The 17,242-nt window shown below is 70.1% G+C and carries 18 protein-coding genes; all 18 read right to left on the reverse strand.

Translation table 11 applies throughout. The features are described from left to right. Window positions 1-15 precede the first annotated feature (15 nt). On the reverse strand, window positions 16-2,130 hold the full coding sequence (gene fusA, locus ACFC1W_RS03720; RefSeq protein ID WP_241112721.1) for an elongation factor G: 2,115 nt from the start codon (window positions 2,128-2,130) through the stop codon (window positions 16-18). A 71-nt stretch (window positions 2,131-2,201) separates the two neighbouring features. After that, the gene (gene rpsG / locus ACFC1W_RS03725; protein WP_056117669.1) at window positions 2,202-2,672 is read right to left on the reverse strand and encodes a 30S ribosomal protein S7; all 471 of its coding nucleotides are present in this window, start codon (window positions 2,670-2,672) and stop codon (window positions 2,202-2,204) included. Window positions 2,673-2,677: 5 nt separating this feature from the next. Then, window positions 2,678-3,046, reverse strand: coding sequence for a 30S ribosomal protein S12 (gene rpsL, locus ACFC1W_RS03730; protein WP_018171438.1), 369 nt, complete (start codon window positions 3,044-3,046; stop codon window positions 2,678-2,680). 356 nt (window positions 3,047-3,402) lie between these two features. Next, window positions 3,403-3,651: a hypothetical protein gene (locus ACFC1W_RS03735; RefSeq protein WP_375988785.1), complete on the reverse strand. Its 249-nt coding sequence runs from the start codon at window positions 3,649-3,651 to the stop codon at window positions 3,403-3,405. Continuing rightward, the gene (locus tag ACFC1W_RS03740; protein ID WP_375988788.1) at window positions 3,648-4,262 is read right to left on the reverse strand and encodes a hypothetical protein; all 615 of its coding nucleotides are present in this window, start codon (window positions 4,260-4,262) and stop codon (window positions 3,648-3,650) included. Before ACFC1W_RS03740 ends, ACFC1W_RS03735 begins: the two co-directional genes overlap by 4 nt. Further along, window positions 4,253-4,831: a hypothetical protein gene (locus tag ACFC1W_RS03745; RefSeq protein ID WP_241112718.1), complete on the reverse strand. Its 579-nt coding sequence runs from the start codon at window positions 4,829-4,831 to the stop codon at window positions 4,253-4,255. Before ACFC1W_RS03745 ends, ACFC1W_RS03740 begins: the two co-directional genes overlap by 10 nt. Next, window positions 4,828-5,316, reverse strand: a complete 489-nt coding sequence (locus ACFC1W_RS03750; protein ID WP_375988790.1) for a hypothetical protein — start codon at window positions 5,314-5,316, stop codon at window positions 4,828-4,830. The genes ACFC1W_RS03745 and ACFC1W_RS03750 overlap by 4 nt, the downstream gene beginning before the upstream one ends. Next, window positions 5,313-6,599 (reverse strand): hypothetical protein, encoded by a 1,287-nt coding sequence (locus ACFC1W_RS03755; protein WP_375988792.1) that lies wholly within the window; start codon window positions 6,597-6,599, stop codon window positions 5,313-5,315. The genes ACFC1W_RS03750 and ACFC1W_RS03755 overlap by 4 nt, the downstream gene beginning before the upstream one ends. Continuing rightward, the gene (locus ACFC1W_RS03760; RefSeq protein ID WP_191766111.1) at window positions 6,599-6,928 is read right to left on the reverse strand and encodes a flagellar protein FlgN; all 330 of its coding nucleotides are present in this window, start codon (window positions 6,926-6,928) and stop codon (window positions 6,599-6,601) included. Before ACFC1W_RS03760 ends, ACFC1W_RS03755 begins: the two co-directional genes overlap by 1 nt. A gap of 60 nt (window positions 6,929-6,988) precedes the next feature. Next, window positions 6,989-7,276: a WXG100 family type VII secretion target gene (locus tag ACFC1W_RS03765; RefSeq protein ID WP_191766954.1), complete on the reverse strand. Its 288-nt coding sequence runs from the start codon at window positions 7,274-7,276 to the stop codon at window positions 6,989-6,991. Window positions 7,277-7,381: 105 nt separating this feature from the next. Next, entirely contained in the window at window positions 7,382-7,996 is a 615-nt protein-coding gene (locus ACFC1W_RS03770; RefSeq protein WP_375988794.1) for a hypothetical protein, read from the reverse strand. Continuing rightward, window positions 7,993-8,583, reverse strand: coding sequence for a hypothetical protein (locus tag ACFC1W_RS03775; protein ID WP_375988797.1), 591 nt, complete (start codon window positions 8,581-8,583; stop codon window positions 7,993-7,995). Before ACFC1W_RS03775 ends, ACFC1W_RS03770 begins: the two co-directional genes overlap by 4 nt. Beyond that, complete coding sequence (locus tag ACFC1W_RS03780) at window positions 8,580-9,290, reverse strand: hypothetical protein (RefSeq protein ID WP_375988799.1); 711 nt, start codon at window positions 9,288-9,290, stop codon at window positions 8,580-8,582. Before ACFC1W_RS03780 ends, ACFC1W_RS03775 begins: the two co-directional genes overlap by 4 nt. Further along, window positions 9,287-10,639, reverse strand: a complete 1,353-nt coding sequence (locus ACFC1W_RS03785; RefSeq protein WP_375988801.1) for a hypothetical protein — start codon at window positions 10,637-10,639, stop codon at window positions 9,287-9,289. Before ACFC1W_RS03785 ends, ACFC1W_RS03780 begins: the two co-directional genes overlap by 4 nt. A gap of 7 nt (window positions 10,640-10,646) precedes the next feature. Further along, window positions 10,647-10,961 carry a hypothetical protein gene (locus ACFC1W_RS03790; protein WP_375988803.1) on the reverse strand — a complete coding sequence of 105 codons (315 nt, stop codon included), beginning with the start codon at window positions 10,959-10,961 and terminating at the stop codon, window positions 10,647-10,649. A 59-nt stretch (window positions 10,962-11,020) separates the two neighbouring features. Next, window positions 11,021-11,308: a WXG100 family type VII secretion target gene (locus ACFC1W_RS03795; protein WP_169580731.1), complete on the reverse strand. Its 288-nt coding sequence runs from the start codon at window positions 11,306-11,308 to the stop codon at window positions 11,021-11,023. A 107-nt stretch (window positions 11,309-11,415) separates the two neighbouring features. Continuing rightward, window positions 11,416-15,903, reverse strand: a complete 4,488-nt coding sequence (locus ACFC1W_RS03800; protein ID WP_375988805.1) for an FtsK/SpoIIIE domain-containing protein — start codon at window positions 15,901-15,903, stop codon at window positions 11,416-11,418. Continuing rightward, window positions 15,900-17,225 (reverse strand): RDD family protein, encoded by a 1,326-nt coding sequence (locus ACFC1W_RS03805; protein WP_375988808.1) that lies wholly within the window; start codon window positions 17,223-17,225, stop codon window positions 15,900-15,902. The genes ACFC1W_RS03800 and ACFC1W_RS03805 overlap by 4 nt, the downstream gene beginning before the upstream one ends. Window positions 17,226-17,242: the final 17 nt, after the last annotated feature.

Genomic DNA, 17,242 nt, shown 5'->3' on the forward strand with positions numbered 1-17,242 from the left:
GTCCCGGAGAAAGGGTTACTCGCCCTTGGTCTTCTGGACGATCTCGTCCATGACGTTGCGCGGGACCTCGGCGTAGCTGTCGAACTCCATGGAGTAGACGGCGCGGCCGGAGGTCTTGGAGCGCAGGTCGCCGATGTAGCCGAACATCTCGGACAGCGGCACGTTGGCACGCACCACCTTGACGCCGGCGGCGTCCTCCATCGACTGGATCTGGCCACGACGCGAGTTCAGGTCGCCGATGACGTCGCCCATGTACTCCTCGGGCGTACGCACCTCGACGGCCATGATCGGCTCGAGGATGACCGGGTTCGCGCGGCGGACGGCCTCCTTGAAGCCCATCGAGCCGGCGATCTTGAACGCCATCTCGGACGAGTCGACGTCGTGCGAGGCACCGTCGAGCAGGATCGCCTTGACACCCACCATGGGGTAGCCGGCGAGCACGCCGACGTTCATGGCGTCCTGGAAGCCCTGGTCGGTGGGGCCGATGTACTCGCGCGGGATCCGGCCACCGGTGACCTTGTTCTCGAACTCGTAGATCTTGTCGGCCGTGACCTCGAGAGGCTCGATCGTGAACTGGATCTTGGCGAACTGACCCGATCCACCCGTCTGCTTCTTGTGGGTGTAGTCGTGCTTCTCGACCGACTTGCGGATCGTCTCGCGGTACGCGACCTGCGGCTTTCCGACGTTGGCCTCGACCTTGAACTCGCGCTTCATGCGGTCCACGAGGATGTCGAGGTGCAGCTCGCCCATGCCCTTGATGACCGTCTGGCCGGTCTCGGCGTTCTGCTCGACCCGGAACGTCGGGTCCTCTTCGGCCAGCTTCTGGATCGCGAGACCCAGCTTCTCCTGGTCGGCCTTGGTCTTCGGCTCGATGGCGACCTCGATGACCGGCTCCGGGAAGGTCATCGACTCGAGGACGACCTGGTTGGCGCTGTCGGACAGCGTGTCACCGGTGGTGGTGTCCTTCAGGCCGATGACGGCGTAGATGTGACCGGCGGTGACCGAGTCGACCGGCATCTCCTTGTTGGCGTGCATCTGGAAGATCTTCCCGATGCGCTCCTTCTTGCCCTTGGTCGCGTTGACGACCTGGGCGCCGGAGTCGAGGTGACCCGAGTAGACGCGGATGTAGGTGAGACGACCGAAGAAGGGGTGCGTCACGATCTTGAACGCGAGCGCCGCGAACGGCTCGTCGCGGTCGGCGTGACGCTCGATGATGATCTCTTCGTTCTTCGGGTCCTTCGCCTCGATGGCGGGGACGTCGAGAGGCGACGGCAGGTAATCCACGACCGCGTCGAGCATCGGCTGCACGCCGCGGTTCTTGAACGCCGAGCCGCAGAGCACGGGGTAGAGCTCCGACGCGATCGTCAGCTTGCGGATGGCGCCCTTGATCTCGGCGACCGTGAGCTCCTCACCGCCGAAGTACTTCTCGAGCAGGTGCTCGTCGGACTCGGCGACCGTCTCCATGAGCTTCTCGCGGTACTCCGCAGCCTTGTCAGCGAGGTCGGCCGGGATCTCCTGGATCTCGTACTTGGCGCCCATGGTCACGTCGCCCTTGGCGTCGCCGGGCCAGACGAGCGCGCGCATCTCGACGAGGTCGATGACGCCCACGAAGTCGTTCTCCGCACCGATGGGCAGCTGGAGCACGAGCGGCTTGGCCTTCAGACGGTTGACGATGGTGTCGACCGTGAAGTAGAAGTCGGCGCCCAGCTTGTCCATCTTGTTGACGAAGCAGATGCGGGGGACGTCGTACTTGTCGGCCTGACGCCACACGGTCTCGGACTGGGGCTCCACGCCCTCCTTGCCGTCGAAGACGGCGACGGCGCCGTCGAGGACGCGGAGCGAGCGCTCCACCTCGACGGTGAAGTCCACGTGACCGGGCGTGTCGATGATGTTGATCTGGTTCTTGTCCCAGAAGCACGTCACAGCGGCGGACGTGATCGTGATGCCACGCTCCTGCTCCTGCTCCATCCAGTCGGTGGTGGCAGCGCCGTCGTGCGTTTCGCCGATCTTGTGGTTGACGCCCGTGTAGAACAGGATGCGCTCGGTCGTCGTCGTCTTGCCGGCATCGATGTGGGCCATGATGCCGATGTTGCGGACCTTGTTGAGGTCGGTGAGCACTTCTTGTGCCACGGGATGTCTTCCTTACGTATTCGGGATGCGCCGGCCGGAGGGCTCGCCTCCGGCCGGCGACACGAAGCTGATTACCAGCGGTAGTGCGCGAAGGCGCGGTTCGACTCGGCCATCTTGTGGGTGTCTTCGCGGCGCTTGACCGCGGCACCCAGGCCGTTCGAGGCATCCAGGATCTCGTTCTGGAGGCGCTCGGTCATCGTCTTCTCACGACGACCCTTCGCGTAGCTCACGAGCCAGCGGAGAGCGAGCGTGTTGGCGCGGTGAGGCTTGACCTCGACCGGCACCTGGTAGGTCGAGCCACCGACGCGGCGGCTCTTGACCTCGAGGGTCGGGCGCACGTTGTCGAGCGCCTTCTTGAGGGTGGCGACGGCATCCTGGCCGTTCTTCGCCTCGACACCCTTGAGGGCGGTGTAGACGATCGACTCGGCGAGCGACTTCTTGCCGTCGACGAGGATCTTGTTGACGAGCTGGCTGACGATCGGTGCGCCGTAGACCGGGTCGTTGACGACCGGGCGCTTCGGGGCGGGTCCCTTACGAGGCATCTAACTCAACCCTTCTTCGCGCCGTAGCGGCTACGGGCCTGCTTGCGGTTCTTGACGGCCTGGGTGTCCAGGGCGCCGCGAACGATCTTGTAACGCACACCGGGGAGGTCCTTCACACGACCGCCGCGCACGAGCACCAGCGAGTGCTCCTGCAGGTTGTGGCCCTCGCCGGGGATGTACGCGGTGACCTCGGTGCCGTTGCGGAGCTTGACACGGGCGACCTTGCGCATCGCCGAGTTCGGCTTCTTGGGCGTGGTCGTGTACACGCGGGTGCAGACACCCGCCTGCTGCGGGTTCGCCTTGAGCGCCGGCGCCTTGGTCTTCGAGACCTTGGGCGAGCGACCCTTGCGAACCAACTGCTGAATGGTTGGCACGTTCTCTCCTATGTCGGCTGGGCGGTTCCGTCGGTTCCGCCCAGGTGCTGCACGGTGACAGCGTTCGTGTCTCCCCCGCAGCATCCGGATCTTGCGATTCGTGACGCGGCGGGCTCACATTCATCCACCGGAGCGGCATGATGATGCCGAGCCTTGTGTGGTGGATATGCCGTGGGGGTGACCTGTTCGCAGGTCGTTCCCTGAGATGTGGCGCTCGGCGAGCCTCCTCCGTGCCTAGGCACAGCGGATGGCGCGCGTGGGCGCACACCCGATCAATGATACGCGGGAATCCGGGGGGCGGCAAACGCGCCCCGACTGAGCGCCGTCGCCGTGGGCGAACAGCCCGGCGTCAGCGGTCAGCGGCGCCCCTTGGCCAGTGCGACACCGGCCACCACGGCCGCCGCGCCGGCGAGCAGCGCGAAGAGCGTGAAGACGATGGCGCCGACCAGAGCGGGGCCCTCGCCCCGGTCGTTGCCCGGGCCGGAGACGTCGATCGACGTGCCCGCGCCTTCGCTGAACACCGTGATCCATGTGGTGATCGCACCCCAGGCGAGGAACACGAAGAGCAGGGCCCCGACGATGAGGAGTCCGACGCGGAGGATCATGACCAAGCTCCCTGGGCTGTGGCGCGGGGGCGCTCATCGCCCTCGACGCGAACGCGGATCGAGCGGAACAGCGCCTCGACGGCGGGTTCGAGCTCCTCGAGCACTGCCGTCTGCTCCTCGATGAGCTCGACGACGAACACGTGGCCACCGCGGATTCCCAGCGTGCGCAGCACGGCGATGCGGCGATCGGGCAGGTCGGTGAGCACGACGGCGCGCAGCGCGACGTCGAACGCCGTGCCCTCGAGGACCGTGACCGTCTGCACGAATCCGCCGACGCCCGCTCGGGCGAGCTCGGCGAGCTCCTCGGCGGTGCGGGCCTCGGTCTCGGTGACGTAGAGGTGGACGAGCCGCTCCGGCCCGCCCTCGACGGGCAGGTGCCAGAACCGCTCGAGTGCGCCCGGCAGAGGCGAATCGACGTCGGCCATGGCGACCGCGGCCTGCTCGAGCGCGGCGCGCACCTCCTCGGGCGCGTCGATGCCCGACATCAGGCTCGTCGACAGATCGTGAGCCCAGGTGGCGGCATCCGCATACCCGTTCCAGGGGAAGACGAGCGGCACCGGGATCCAGACGCGGTGGTCGAGCTCGATCGTGTACTCGACGTTCATCGCCACCGGAAGGTCTCCATGATCGTGTCGGACAGCTCGGTCATCGCCTCGACCATCGCCGGGTCGGCGCCGTCGGGGAAGGGGATCGCCGACACGAACACGAGCCCGCGGCGGTCGCTGCCGGGCAGGGCGAAGGCGTAGCCGACCTGGCGCGTGCGGATCGCCGACAGCTCTCCGGCGCCCTGCGCCTCGGAGCGCCAGCGAAGGATGCGGCCGATCCGGGTGTCGAACGACTCGACGGTGGCGCCGGCGAGCGCGCGGATGGACTCCTCGAAGGTGCGGCCGGGCTGGGCGACGTGCTGGCGCACGGCGATGCTCGCGGGCGGCAGGATCTCGGTCGTCTCGACGGGCAGGTACACCGCCGTCACCCCGGACGTGATCAGCTTGCGCCATTGCCCTTCGACGAGCGTGCGGGCCTGCGCGTCCAGGTCGGGCCGTGACAGGTCGCGCATGCGCGCCGACGTCTGCCTGAGAAGCGCGCGCTTGCCCTCGTCGTCGACGAGGTAGCGCACCCACCCGGGCGGCATCATGATGTGGAAGCCCGTGGGCCTCTGCGTCGCCGTCTGCCCGGTCATGCTGTCCCCTGCTCGATGCTGTCGCCTGCCGCCGCCCGGTCGGCTCGCGCACCGTGGATCACGGCCGCAGCGAAGAGCACGACCACGGTGACCGTGCCGATCGCGAGCGCGATGCCGAAATCGCCCAGCGGCACGCCGTCGTCGGCGAAGGCGAACATGAAGAATCCTGACGCGAAGGCGCCTGCGACCGCGGGGCCGACGCCGCCGGTGAGCACCGCAGCATCGGCAGGACGGGCCGTCGCCGCCCACACGATCCCGGCGACGAGACCGATCACCGCGAGGCCGATCATGAGCCAGGGCGGCACCGGGAAGACCGGGAACGGGACGACGGCATCCCAGGCCGGGTCACCGCCGGCCGTGACCTGCGCGCCGGAGAGCACCAGGGAGCCGACGAGGAACGCGACGAGAATGCCCGCCTGCGCCAGGACGGCGCTGAGGCAGACGATCCCGGCGACCGGGATGCGTCGCTCGCTGCGCGTACTCATCGTCCCCAGGGTAGTTGCACATCTTCGAGCACCGGGATGTCGGGCTGGGCGTCGGCGACGCCGAGTCCGTCGAGGGCCGAGAACGACGTCCACAGCCCGACGTTCAGCAGACGCTCGCCGCGGCCGGGCAGCGCGCCCGCGGTGCGGGTGATGAACTCCGTGACCCCGGGGTTGTTCGCCCAGGGCGTCGTGCGCATCGTGTTGAGGAAGTTCTGCACCTGCACGGCCTCCGGGCCGCCCATGGTGATCGAGCGGAACGGGTTGACGAACATGCCCGGTCGCGGCAGCGCGAGCCAGGAGCGCACCGGCGCGACGAGCGAGCGGAACGGCGATGTCCAGGTGGTCGGGCGGAGCAGGCTGAGACGCGGCAGCCCGGAGCGGATCGCCGCGGTCGTCACGCCTCGGCCCCCGCGGACGACGGTCGACAGCACGGGGGCGCCACGCGACAGCACCTTGCCGATGCCGAACGGCAGCAGACCCACGAGGCTCCAGGCGACGTCGCTCAACGTCGCCTTCCCGAACGCGAACTGCAGGAGGGTGAGCCCGACGACGAGCAGCGTCAGCCCGAGGATCACCAGTCCGAGCAGACCTGTCAGCGGCGCTCCGATGATGAGGGCGATCACGCTCAGCACGATCAGCACGATGCCGATCACGTCGAGCGCGCTGTCGACGAACTCCCAGAACCCGTCGTTGTTGTCGGCCGAGTCCATCGCGCCCTGGATGTCGTCGACGGCGTCGTCGTAGGCATCCGACCACTTCGTGAACACCTGGTCGAATTCGGTCCACAGGCCGTCGCGGGTGGTGGTGGCGCTGGTGAGCGCCGTCGTCGCCGACGACACCTCGGCGTCGGCCGCGTTCTTCTCCGCCTCGGTCGGGTCGTCAGCCCCGGGCACGGTGGTCAGCGCGTTCTGCGCGCTGATGGCATCGGCCTTGGCGTCGAGCGCGGACTGGTATGCCAGCTCCGCCTGTTCGACGCTCTCGAGGTTGCGCCGCAGCCAGGTCTGGGCCGTCTCGAGGGCGTTCGCGTAAGTGCGCAGCGCGCGTCCGGTCTCGCGATAGCGCACACCCGCCGCCTCGAGATCGTCGGCGCTCTCGCTCGCCATCTCGGCGAGCTTCTCGGTGCCCTTGCTCTTGTGGATCGACGAGTCGCCGATCGCCGTGAGCTCGGCCGCGGTGTGCTTCATGACGTCGCCGAGCTTGACCCAGGCGTCGCCGCGGTTCCAGATCTCCTCGGCCTCGCCTTCCAGCTGCCGGAGTTCGTGACCGCCGTGGGGTGACCGCATCAGACCGCTCTCACATTCGTCGTGCTCGTATCGCGTGCCGCCTCGATGTCGGCCGCGGTCTCGGCATCCCACTCCTGCCAGCCGTCGACGATCGACGACAGCTGCTCGTGGATGTTGGACAGGTTCTCGCTGAGCTTGCCGCGCTTGCCGTCCCACTTCGATTCGAAGTCCGAGGCCTTGTCGCGCAGGGCGGTGCGGTCGTCGGGACGGCCGATGTCCTTCTCGAGACCGCTGTTGATCTTCGAGGCCTCCTCGAACTCCGCGATCGCGGCGGCGAGGCCCTCTCGAGCCGTCTGCAGGCGTTCGAGGTCCAGCATGATGTCGGCCACGGGGTGATCCTCCAGCTAGGACGGCGCGCGGCGGGAGTGCCGCCGCGCGCCGGAAGACGGTCAGTTGCCGGCGAGCGCCTGGTCGGTGTCCTTGATCGCCTGCTGCATCTTGCGCAGCGACTCACCCATGTCGGCGATGCCCTCGATGGCCTTCTCCAGACCCGTGGTCAGCTCGGTGTAGCCCTCACCGAACTTCCCCGACGCGTGCTGCGTCTTGAAGTCATCGCCGAGCAGACGGTCCACATCGCTCTTCAGGCGACGCAGGATGTCGCCGATCTCCTCGCGACCGCTGTCGAGCTTGCCCGACATCGCTTCCATCTCGCCGTAAGAAGCCTTGAAATCCGCCATCGTCATTCCCTTCGTCCGTGGACCGGGTCCGGCCCGGTGACTCCACGCTAACCCGGGACCGCCGGAGTGCCCATGGGGACCATTCCCCATGGCGGACGTCGGCCGCTACTGGACCAGACGCCGCACCGCGTCGGTCACGGCGTCGTCGTCCGTCAGCAGCTCGATGCGCTCGAAGAGGTCGATCATCGGCTGCTGCATGACGGCGAGGGTGACGAGGTCCTCGTCGACCGCGTTGAGGACGAAGAGGAGATCGGATGCCGCGGCCACGGTGCGGATGCTGCCGGCGACGCCCTGCGCGGCCTCGGGCTCGGCCGCGACGTCGGACAGGCGCACGGTCGCCGCCGACTGCACGACGGTGCCGAAGCGGTCGGATGCGTGCGACGCGATCTGCGGCGCCGTGGGCGAGTCGATGCCGAGCATCGCGACCGCTTCGAGGTCGACGTCGGCCGGGACCTCGTCGTACACGCTGAGGAATGCCACCCCCATCGTGCGGCCGTCCTCGGGGGCGAACCACAGCACATGGTCGACGTCCTGCGGCCGATCGGAGGCGACGTTGAGGGCGGCGCGCTCGAACGCGGCCCGGCGCTCCGGATCGCCGGGGATCGCGGCGTCCGCGATCGCGGCGGCCCAGGCCGCGGCATCCGGCCACTCCAGATACGGGAAGGCAGGCGGCACGCCGATCCACTCGCGGTCGTCGAGATCGATCACGTAGTCCGTCATGCGGGCCGCCCCCACTCGAACGTGCCGATGATCCCGTGCCCGAGCGTCTCGAGCGAGCGGTCGGGCTCCTCGCCACGGTCCTCGGCGAGGACGGTGTAGGCGTACAGCAGATGCAGGGCTCCGGCGTCATCGGGACGCGGGATCACGTAGTGGAGGGTGACGGATGCCGCGGCATCCTGCCCCTCCAGCTGGTCGGCGCGGTCGTACCAGCGGTACCAGCGGGCGCCCGTCGCATCGACCTCTTCGACGGCGGCATCGCCGGCCCGGTCGGCCACCGCCCGCGCGAGGCCACCGGGCGCGAACCGCAGCGGCACGACCGTGAGCGAGGCCGGGAGGACGGAGTCGTCCATGGTGACGACGGGCAGGTGCACGCCGAGCGCGCGCCGCCGGCGGAGCCCCTCGAACATGCGGTGGATATGCTGGCGGATCGCGAGCGCGACGTCGGCGCGTCCGGCGTCGCGGGCACCGCGGGTCGCCAGCTCGGTGAGCTCGCGCTCACTCTCGACGTCGGTGCGGAACTCCCGCCAGCCGGGAGGGAAGAGCATCGAGAAGCCGAGTCCGGATGCCGGCGCGGTCGGTGTGCTCATGCGGCGCCTCCGGGGTGATCGTCGGTGGCGTGGGAGTGCGGCTCCGACGCCTTCCGGGAGGCGGCGGTCGCGGCGGCCTGGCGGGCGCGAAGGTCGGCGAGGTCGGCCTCGAGGGTGGCGCGCGCCTTCTTGTCGTGGCGCGCCTTGCGCCGCAGCTCGACCTCCTCGAGGAAGAACGCGTCGCGCTCGACGGCGGGCACCGGAGAACCCGGCAGCGTGACGCGGCGGATGACCAGCACGATCGCGCCGATCAGCGCGAGGGGGGCGCCGAGCCAGTGCCAGCCCATCGTGCGACCGCCGTCGGGAATGCCGCCCGGCTCGGGGTACACCCACGACAGCAGGATCGGCAGGAGGAGGAAGACCGTGAGCGCGTAGACGATCGTGTTGGTCAGCAGCGCCCTGTGCCGGGCGTCCACGACCCGCCACAGCAGCACCGCGGTGAGGAGCGGGGCCAGCGCGACCGGGACCGTCAGCCAGCTGGGCAGCGGGATGAGCGGGAAGGGCACGTCGGAGTCCCACGCGGACGTGCCGTCGACGGGGTTCGGGATGCCCGACGCGAAGATGTTCACGATCGTGACGACGATGAACACCGCCGACGCGATGAGGCCGATGCTCATCGGCATCCAGCGCGGGCCGATGCTGCGCTCGCGCGCGGCGTCGGCCTCGTCGCCGATGGCGTAGGCGAAGGGCGAGTGCGGCGAGGTCACGACACCAGGCTCGCTCGCCAGCCGCTGTAGCGTTCGGAGTTCTGCGTGGCCATGAAGTCGGAGTTTACAATCCACGTGACCGACGACTCGAAGACGGAGGCGGCCTGCGCGAACTGCGACGGCGCGAACGACGCGACCTCGGCGGAGTTGGCCCACGCGACCGCGTCGTCACCCACGCGCGAGCCGTTGCGCAGCAGGAAGTTCGAGAAGGTCGTGACCGAGTTGTGCCCGCCGCGCCACAGGTTCATCACCGGGCGGTCGATGAAGAAGTCCCGCATCGAGAAGCGCGAGAGCAAGGCCGACGACCGCATGCCGGACCGCACGGCGTAGTACGCGTTGCGCGTGCCCGCCCACGCGTTGTTCCCGAGGCCGGCCAGCCGTGAGAACGGTCCCCCCGACATCGGCGCGTAGCCGAAGCGGGGGAAGGTCGACCGCACGGAGGCGCGCATGATGCCGCGACCTGCCGAGAACGTGGCCGAGACGCCCCGCAGCGCGGCGATGCCGCCCCGCGCACCCGTGATGAGCGGCCGGGCGAACGGGATGACTCCGACGATCGACAGCGTCAGATCGAGCCAGTTGCCTCTGCCTTTGGCGTATTTGAGCACGTTGATCGCGACCATGACGAGGGCGATGACCGCGCCGATGGCGGCGATGGCCAGCGCGATGGGCCCGGTCACGAAGATCGCGACCACCGCGAGGCCGACCGCGATCCAGCCCAGGACGGGCAGCAGGTCCTCGCCCCACGCGTCGTTGTTGTCGGCCGCGTCGAAGGCGTCCTCGATCCCGTCGACGGCGTCGTCGTAGGCGTCCGACCACGTCGAGAACTTGCGGTCGAACGTGCCCCACAGCGACGCGAGCCTGCTCTCGGCGTTCTCCCGCGCCGTCTCGGCGCTGGTCTGCGCGTCGAGCGCCGCCTGCTTCTGAGAGTCGGAGACGTCGTCCTCCCACGGCATCTGATAGCGGTGGTCGCGCACGAGCCGGTCGGCGTCCGCCTCGTCCGTCCGCGCCGTCGCCAGGTCGCGATGGGCGTCCTCGATCTGCGGGATGAGCGGGTGGATCCCGGTCTGCGCCGTGTCGAGCTCGACGGCGTAGGTCTTCAGCACCTCGCCGGTGCGCTCGTACCGCGTCGCGGCCTTCTCGAGGTCGGGATACGTCTCGCCCGCGACCTCGCGGACGGCATCGACGGACTCGGCGATCTGCCGCGTGCCCTCGCTGATCCGCTTGAGCTGCGTCGCCGTGCGGCGCATGACCGCACCCGCGTCGACGAGATCCTGGCCGTAGCGGCGCACATCGCCGGGGTTGCCCTCCAGGCGGCGCAGCAGATTGTTCTCGGGGGAACGGAGTGTCATCGTGTCCTCACACCGCGTTGTCGGGGGCGGACGACTGCATCGCGGCGGCAGCCTCGGCATCCCAGTTCCGCCACCCGTCGATGACGTCCTGGAGGTGCGTGCGGATCTTGTCGAGGTTGTCCTTCAACTCGCCGCGCGTGTTGTTCCAGTCGTCCTCGAAGTCGTTCGCCTTGCCGTGGAGCGAGCCGCGGCCGTCAGGGCGACCGATGGCCTCGGCGATGCCGTCTGCGACACCGGTCGCGGAGTCGAACTCGTCGATCGACGCGTCGAGCCCGGCGAGGACCTCGTCGAGCTCCTGCATGTTGAGGTAGATGTCTGGCACTTCTTCGCCCCCCGCATGGCGCGGCGGGGCGGCCGATGGCCGCCACCGCCGCGAAGTCGTCAGTTGCCGGCGAGCGCCTGGTCGGTGTCCTTGATCGCCTGCTGCATCTTGCGCAGCGACTCACCCATGTCGGAGATGCCCTCGATGGCCTTCTCCAGACCCGTGGTCAGCTCGGTGTAGCCCTCACCGAACTTCCCCGACGCGTGCTGCGTCTTGAAGTCATCGCCGAGCAGACGGTCCACATCGCTCTTCAGGCGACGCAGGATGTCGCCGATCTCCTCGCGACCGCTGTCGAGCTTGCCCGACATCGCTTCCATCTCGCCGTAAGAAGCCTTGAAATCCGCCATCGTCATTCCCTTCGAAACCTCGGACCGCTCTGGCCCCACGTCAGGCTAACCGAGCGGGTGAGCGCTTCCCAATGGGGATCATTCCCCATCCGCGGCATCCGCTCGTCCTACTCCGCGACCAGCGGCAGCTGCACCGTGACGACCTGCCCGTTCTCGACGAAGAGGCCGCGGCCGACCGGGAACTCGTGCCGCTGCACCTTCGGGAAGGGGACCTTGAACAGCGAGTCGCCGTCGTATGTCTCGGGCCGCAGGGCGATGCCGTGGCGTCCGCCCTTGAGCTCGCCGATCAGACCGTAGCCGCTGCTCAGCTGCGACACGTCGCCGTCGGCGACGAGGAAGTGGTCGCTGCGGTTGATCGCCTGGAAGAGCTCCTTGAGCGGGCGCTCGGCGTCGGTGTCGCCGTACTCGGTGATGTTCTCGACCACCACCGCGATCCGCTTCGAGGTCGACTCGTCGCCAACGACGTCCTTGAGTTCCTTCGCGAGCGCGCGCACGTCCTCGATGGCCGACACCGCCTGCCGCCACGGACGGTAGTCGCGCAGCGCGGCGCGACGCCCACCGACGTGGAAGAGCTCGACATCGGGGTCGAAGCGCTCCAGCGACGAGACGATGCCGCGCAGGGCGGTGGTCTTGCCGCTCTGCGGAGGACCCGCGACGACGAACGTGCCGACGGGCTCGAAGCCCTTGGGGCCGAGCGTGTCGTCGCCGATGCCGAGCGCGGGGAACTCCCCCACGCGCGCCGGCAGCTCGGCGACGTCGAGCTCGACCGGAAGCGACCCGATGTTCTTCGCCTCGACGGCGCCCGCCGCCCGCAGCGCCGCGGCGAAGGCCTCGGCCGCGGTGTTCTGCTCGGCGACGTTGGTCGTGCCCCCGATGACGGCGACCTGGGTCTCGAGTCCGTCGACGATCGCACGGCCGGGCACGCTGCGCTCGTTGAGGACGTCCTTCGCGACGCCGAGGATCGCGTACGCGCCCTCGTCGGACATCCGCAGCACGATCCGCTTGGTGACGTTGGCGCTCACCGCGGTGGGTACGGCGCCGTAGCGGTCGGCGGTCGCGACCACGTGCACGCCGAGCGGGCGGCCCTCGCCGAGGAGACGCATGAAGATGCCGTAGAACGGTGCGCGCGTCGACGACGTCTCCCAGTCCTGCTTGAAGACGCCGAATCCGTCGAGCAGCAGGATGATGCGGGGCTCGGCGGCGTCGCCGGTGATCTGCCGGTACTCGGTGAGGGTGGCGGCGTTGACGTCGGAGTACCGCTTCGCGCGGTCGTCGAGCACGCCCCGCAGCGTGCGCAGCAGGCGCTGGACGCGCTCGACGTCGTCGCCCGAGACGATCGACCCGACGTGGGGCATGATCTCCATCGAGCGGAGCGCGCCGGTGCCGAAGTCGATGCCGTACACGGCGACCCGTCCGAGGTCGGGCCGTGCGCCCGCTGCGATGCCGATCGTGCGCAGCGCGGCGCTCTTGCCCGCGCCGCTCGTGCCGTAGACGAGCATGTGCCCGTCGGTGTCGGGCTGGAAGTAGACCGCCTCCTGCAGCTGCCGCTGCGGGATGTCGGCGAGGCCGATCGGGATGCGCTGGTCGCCCTCGAACGGCAGATCGCGCAGGTCGATCGTGCCGGCGAGGTCATCGAGCCACGGCCGGCGCGGGGCGGGGATGCCCGCCTCGGCGGCCGCGGCCACCAGGTTCGCGACGAGCCGCTTCTGGTCGTTGGGTCCGAGGTCCTCGTCGTGCGTGTCGGACTCGCTGTCGCCCTCGGCCTCCCACAGGGTGACCGAGCCGAAGCGCAGCTCGGCCACACGCACCTGGGCGCGATCGGGCTCTTCCGCGGTCCAGCCGCCGGCGTACCCGGACTGGAACGGCACCAGGCGGCCGGGTCCGGTCTTGGCGATGCCGCGGCCCGGGATCGACGGGTCGAACGTCGAGGCGACCGGGTCGCCCACGACGTCGTTCGAGTCGGCGGCGTCGGCCATCCGCAGCGCGACGCGGAGGTTCGTGTTGGCGCGCAGGTTGTCCTTGATGACGCCCGCCGGGCGCTGCGTCGCCATGATCAGGTGGATGCCGAGCGACCGGCCGCGCTGGGCGATGTCGACGACGCCGTCGACGAACTCCGGCACCTCGGTCGCGAGCGCGGCGAACTCGTCGATGACGAGCACGAGCGCGGGCGGGGTCTCGGGATCCTGGCGCTTCTCGAGCTCGAGGAGGTCCTTCGCCTTCTTGCGGTTGAAGAGGTGCTCGCGGTGGTGCAGCTCGGCGCGCAGGCTGGTCAGCGCGCGGCGCACGAGGTGAGGGCTCAGATCCGTCACGAGGCCGACGGTGTGCGGCAGCTCGACGCAGTCGGCGAACGCCGAACCGCCCTTGTAGTCGACGAAGAGGAACGTCACCCGGTCGGGGCTGTACTCCGCTGCCATGCCGAGCACCCAGGCCTGCAGGAACTCCGACTTGCCCGAGCCGGTGGTGCCGCCCACGAGCGCGTGCGGGCCCTGGGTGCGCAGGTCGAGCGACATCGCGTCGGGGCTCCCTTGCCCGACGTACGCCTTGAGCGTCCCGGCGCGCTTGAGCCGCGGACGCGGGCCGCGCGTGCGGTCGATGACCGAGTTGTTCTGACGCCACCGCTCGACGGCCGCCTGCGGCTCGGCCGCCATGTCGGTGCCGATGAGGCGCAGCAGCGACACGCTGTTCGGCAGGTCCGACGAGTCGGCCGCGACCGAGCTCGAGTCGACGACGGGCGCCAGGCGCTTGGCGAAGATCTCGGCGTACTCGCGCGAGACCCCCTCGATCGCGACGCTCTGCGCGCGATCGCCCGCACGCACCCAGCCGACGGTGGCCTCGTCGAGGCCGTGGCTCACGTCGATGAACGTGCGGCACGACGCGGGGAGCGACTCGACGGTGGGGGCGACGAAGACGGTGTAGACGCCGGCATCCGGCCCTCGCTCGATCACCTGGGTGAGGCGCGGACGGTCGACGGGCGCGTCGTGCGTGACGAACAGCACGAGCGAGACGTCGCCGGCGGCCGACCCGCCGCCGCCGCGCTGCTCGCCGACGTGCTTGCCGAGGGCCATCGAGACCTCGCTCGCGGCGAGCGGACCGCGATGCGTCGCCGATCCCGACAGGCGCTCGAGGATCGCCTCCTCGAGTCCGTTGAGCAGGGCGGTGCCCGCGGACTGGCTGTCGGCGAGCGCCATCTCGGCGAACGGCGAGCGCGGGCTGGTGGTGTGGGGCAGCCACTTCATCCACTCCATGTCGCCGGTCCAGCCCGGGTCGACGATGGCGGCGGTGACCACCTCGTTGGGGGCATGGAGCCCGAACAGCTGCACTCCGAGGCCGCGCACGACGTCGGCCGCGAGCTCGCGGGGTCCCGCGATGCCGATCGCGCCGGCGGACGGCAGCAGCTCGATCACGGGCACGTCGTCGATGTGCGCGAACCGCTCGCGCAGCCGGCGCACCTGCTGCGAGTACTGCGCGATGCCGCGCTGGTCGTTCGCCTCCTGGATGGTGTTGCGGCTGTGCCCCGCCCCGACGCCGAGGCGCAGCCCGAGGAAGTTCCAGTGCTCCGGCCGGCGCGTCCACAGCATCGGCCCGAGCGCCATGGCGTTCTCGTAGACGGTCGCCGTCGCCGGGGCCTCGGCCCGCCGGCGCTCGCGCTCGACGATCTCCTCCATCTCGAGCTGCTCCTCGAGCTCGTCGAGCTGCGTCTCGAACGTCTCGATCTCGAGCTGGAGCTTCTTGCCCTGCTGCGTGCGCTGGCCGATGAAGTTGCCGAGCATCATGAGCGGGGCCATCGCGACGATCAGGAGCGAGGTGGGGCGCTGCGTGACGGCGAACATGGCGAGGCCGAGCAGCACCGGGGCCATGATCATCGGCCACGGGAAGATGCGCGGGTCGGCCTCGTTGGGGATGATCGGATGCCGGAACTCCTGGCCCGCGTAGCGGTCCTCCACGCGCGGCGAGCGGTTGAACATGAGCGCCCCGCCGCGCTCCAGCACGAGTGACGCGTCGGTCTCGACGCGCGGCACGAGCGAGAACGACACCTCGGTCGCGCCGATCGTGATCTTCTGGCCCGGGATGACCCGGACGCGCTGCACGAGTCCCCCGTCGACGATGAGGCCGTTCGCGGAATTCAGGTCGACGAGCTCGATGGACTGGTCGACCTCGACGCGCGCATGGCGCTTCGAGACGAGCGGGTCGTCCAGCAGCACCTGCGCGGGAGCGACGCGCCCGATCACCGTCGAGCCCGCCGGAAGCGGGATCGTCCGGCCGGCGTCGGGGCCGCTGTGGATGCGCATCACGGCCGCGGTCACCGCGCCGTCGGTGCCCGCCCCGTGGACGGCGGGCACGACGGAGGCGTCGAAGCCCGAGCCGATGGGCGCGTCGGCGATCGACGCGGACGGGTCGAGGTGGACGGGGCGACCTGCCGGCGAGGCGACGAGCAGCGTGGGCACGTCGCTCGCATTCACGCCGCCCGGCGCGGCGAGCGCGTCACCCTCGGCGAGGGCGCGCGCCACATCCTGCACCGTCGCCGTCGAATCGGCGGTCACGAGCACGTCGACGGTGGATCCGACGCCTCGACGCAGACCCAGCTTCAGCTTCACGAATCAGCACCTCTCGGAACGAGCTCGAACGTCCTGCCGCCGATCTGCACGGTCCAGCCCACGGGGACCCGCATGCGCTCGCCCGCCGGAACGTCGACGACATCCCCGCCGGGCGACAGCAGCTGCGTGCCGTTGCGCGAGCCGCGATCGCCGACCCACACCCCCTCGGCGTCCTGCCCGAACGCCGCGTGCGTCTTCGACATGAGTCGCTGCGGGTCGTCGAGCCGCACCACGGCGTCGGCCGTCTCCCCCGCGGCGGGCTCGGGGTCGCGACCGATGAGTCCCAGCACGGGGACGCGCAGCACCGAGCCGTCGTCGAAGCGGATCATGGCCTGCGCCCGGCGCAGCCCGGTGGCGGGCGCAGCGCCCGCCGCCTGCACGACTTCGGCCGGCGTGGGCGTCGGCGCTGCCGGCGCCGGAGTTCGCAACGGGGTCGGGGTGGCGGCAGGGGTGGCGTGCCCTGCGGCGGCGGCGGGGGCCGCGGCTCCGGCTGCAGGAGGTGCGAAGCTCTGCGCCGCGGGGGCGAAGCTCTGCGCCACCGGGACCGCAGGCGGGGATTCCGCTCCGGGCACGCCGTCGATGACGCTGTCGTCGCCCGACGCGGCGAGCGCCCACTGCGCCCCGGTGCCGCCGGGGCCCACGACGCCCGCGCGCGAGCGTGCGTCGGGGATGCGCAGAGACGACTCCGCCGGGGCACCGCTCGCCATCGAGGGCAGCTCCTCGGTGTCGTCGGGCCGACCGCGCAGCGCTCGGCGCGCGTGGCGGAGCGCTTTGGCGTCGAACGGGTCGAGGCCCGCGCGCGCGTCGATGACCCAGCACCCGCCGATGCGGTCCAGGATGCTGCGGCCCCTCCGCTGCGGGTCGGCGAGGCTCGACGCGAACAGCACGGCGGGGCCGACGACGACCAGCACGAGCGTGCTCGCCGCCAGGACGAGCGCGCGAAGCACCACACGCCAGAAGCCGGGGCGACCGAGGTCGGTCGCCGAGATCGAGCGCAGCCGCAACGCAGCCTTGCCGGTCGTGACGCCCCGTCGGCCGTGGAGGATCAGCTGGATCAGCACGAAGAGGCCGGAGAGGAACCAGCCGCCTGCGATGAGCAGCAGCGACAGCAGTGAGGTGTCGTCCAGGGCGCGCATGATCATGCCGGCGATGAGCGGCCCGGCGAGGACCAGCCAGATGGCCACGTCGATCGCGAACGCGAGCGAGCGGTAGCCGAGCCCGGCCGGCACGATCCCGAGCATCGCCGCCGTCTCAGGCGCGACAGGGCCGTCGTCGAGGGGCTCATCCCGCGTGAGGCGGGCGGGAGCGGCAGTGTCGGTCATCGTCATCCTCAGGTCAC

This window comes from Microbacterium sp. NPDC056003 (assembly GCF_042274785.1).
In the GTDB taxonomy this organism is placed as follows: Bacteria; Actinomycetota; Actinomycetes; order Actinomycetales; family Microbacteriaceae; genus Microbacterium.

What these genes read in the sequence shown, in the direction of transcription:
- ACFC1W_RS03755 (WP_375988792.1), bottom strand. Translation starts at nt 6,599, where the DNA reads ATGCGGTCACCCCACGGCGGTCACGAACTCCGGCAGCTGGAAGGCGAG.
- ACFC1W_RS03765 (WP_191766954.1), bottom strand. Translation starts at nt 7,276, where the DNA reads ATGGCGGATTTCAAGGCTTCTTACGGCGAGATGGAAGCGATGTCGGGC.
- ACFC1W_RS03775 (WP_375988797.1), bottom strand. Translation starts at nt 8,583, where the DNA reads ATGAGCACACCGACCGCGCCGGCATCCGGACTCGGCTTCTCGATGCTC.
- rpsG (WP_056117669.1), bottom strand. Translation starts at nt 2,672, where the DNA reads ATGCCTCGTAAGGGACCCGCCCCGAAGCGCCCGGTCGTCAACGACCCG.
- ACFC1W_RS03750 (WP_375988790.1), bottom strand. Translation starts at nt 5,316, where the DNA reads ATGAGTACGCGCAGCGAGCGACGCATCCCGGTCGCCGGGATCGTCTGC.
- ACFC1W_RS03795 (WP_169580731.1), bottom strand. Translation starts at nt 11,308, where the DNA reads ATGGCGGATTTCAAGGCTTCTTACGGCGAGATGGAAGCGATGTCGGGC.
- ACFC1W_RS03735 (WP_375988785.1), bottom strand. Translation starts at nt 3,651, where the DNA reads ATGATCCTCCGCGTCGGACTCCTCATCGTCGGGGCCCTGCTCTTCGTG.
- ACFC1W_RS03745 (WP_241112718.1), bottom strand. Translation starts at nt 4,831, where the DNA reads ATGACCGGGCAGACGGCGACGCAGAGGCCCACGGGCTTCCACATCATG.
- ACFC1W_RS03770 (WP_375988794.1), bottom strand. Translation starts at nt 7,996, where the DNA reads ATGACGGACTACGTGATCGATCTCGACGACCGCGAGTGGATCGGCGTG.
- ACFC1W_RS03785 (WP_375988801.1), bottom strand. Translation starts at nt 10,639, where the DNA reads ATGACACTCCGTTCCCCCGAGAACAATCTGCTGCGCCGCCTGGAGGGC.
- ACFC1W_RS03805 (WP_375988808.1), bottom strand. Translation starts at nt 17,225, where the DNA reads ATGACCGACACTGCCGCTCCCGCCCGCCTCACGCGGGATGAGCCCCTC.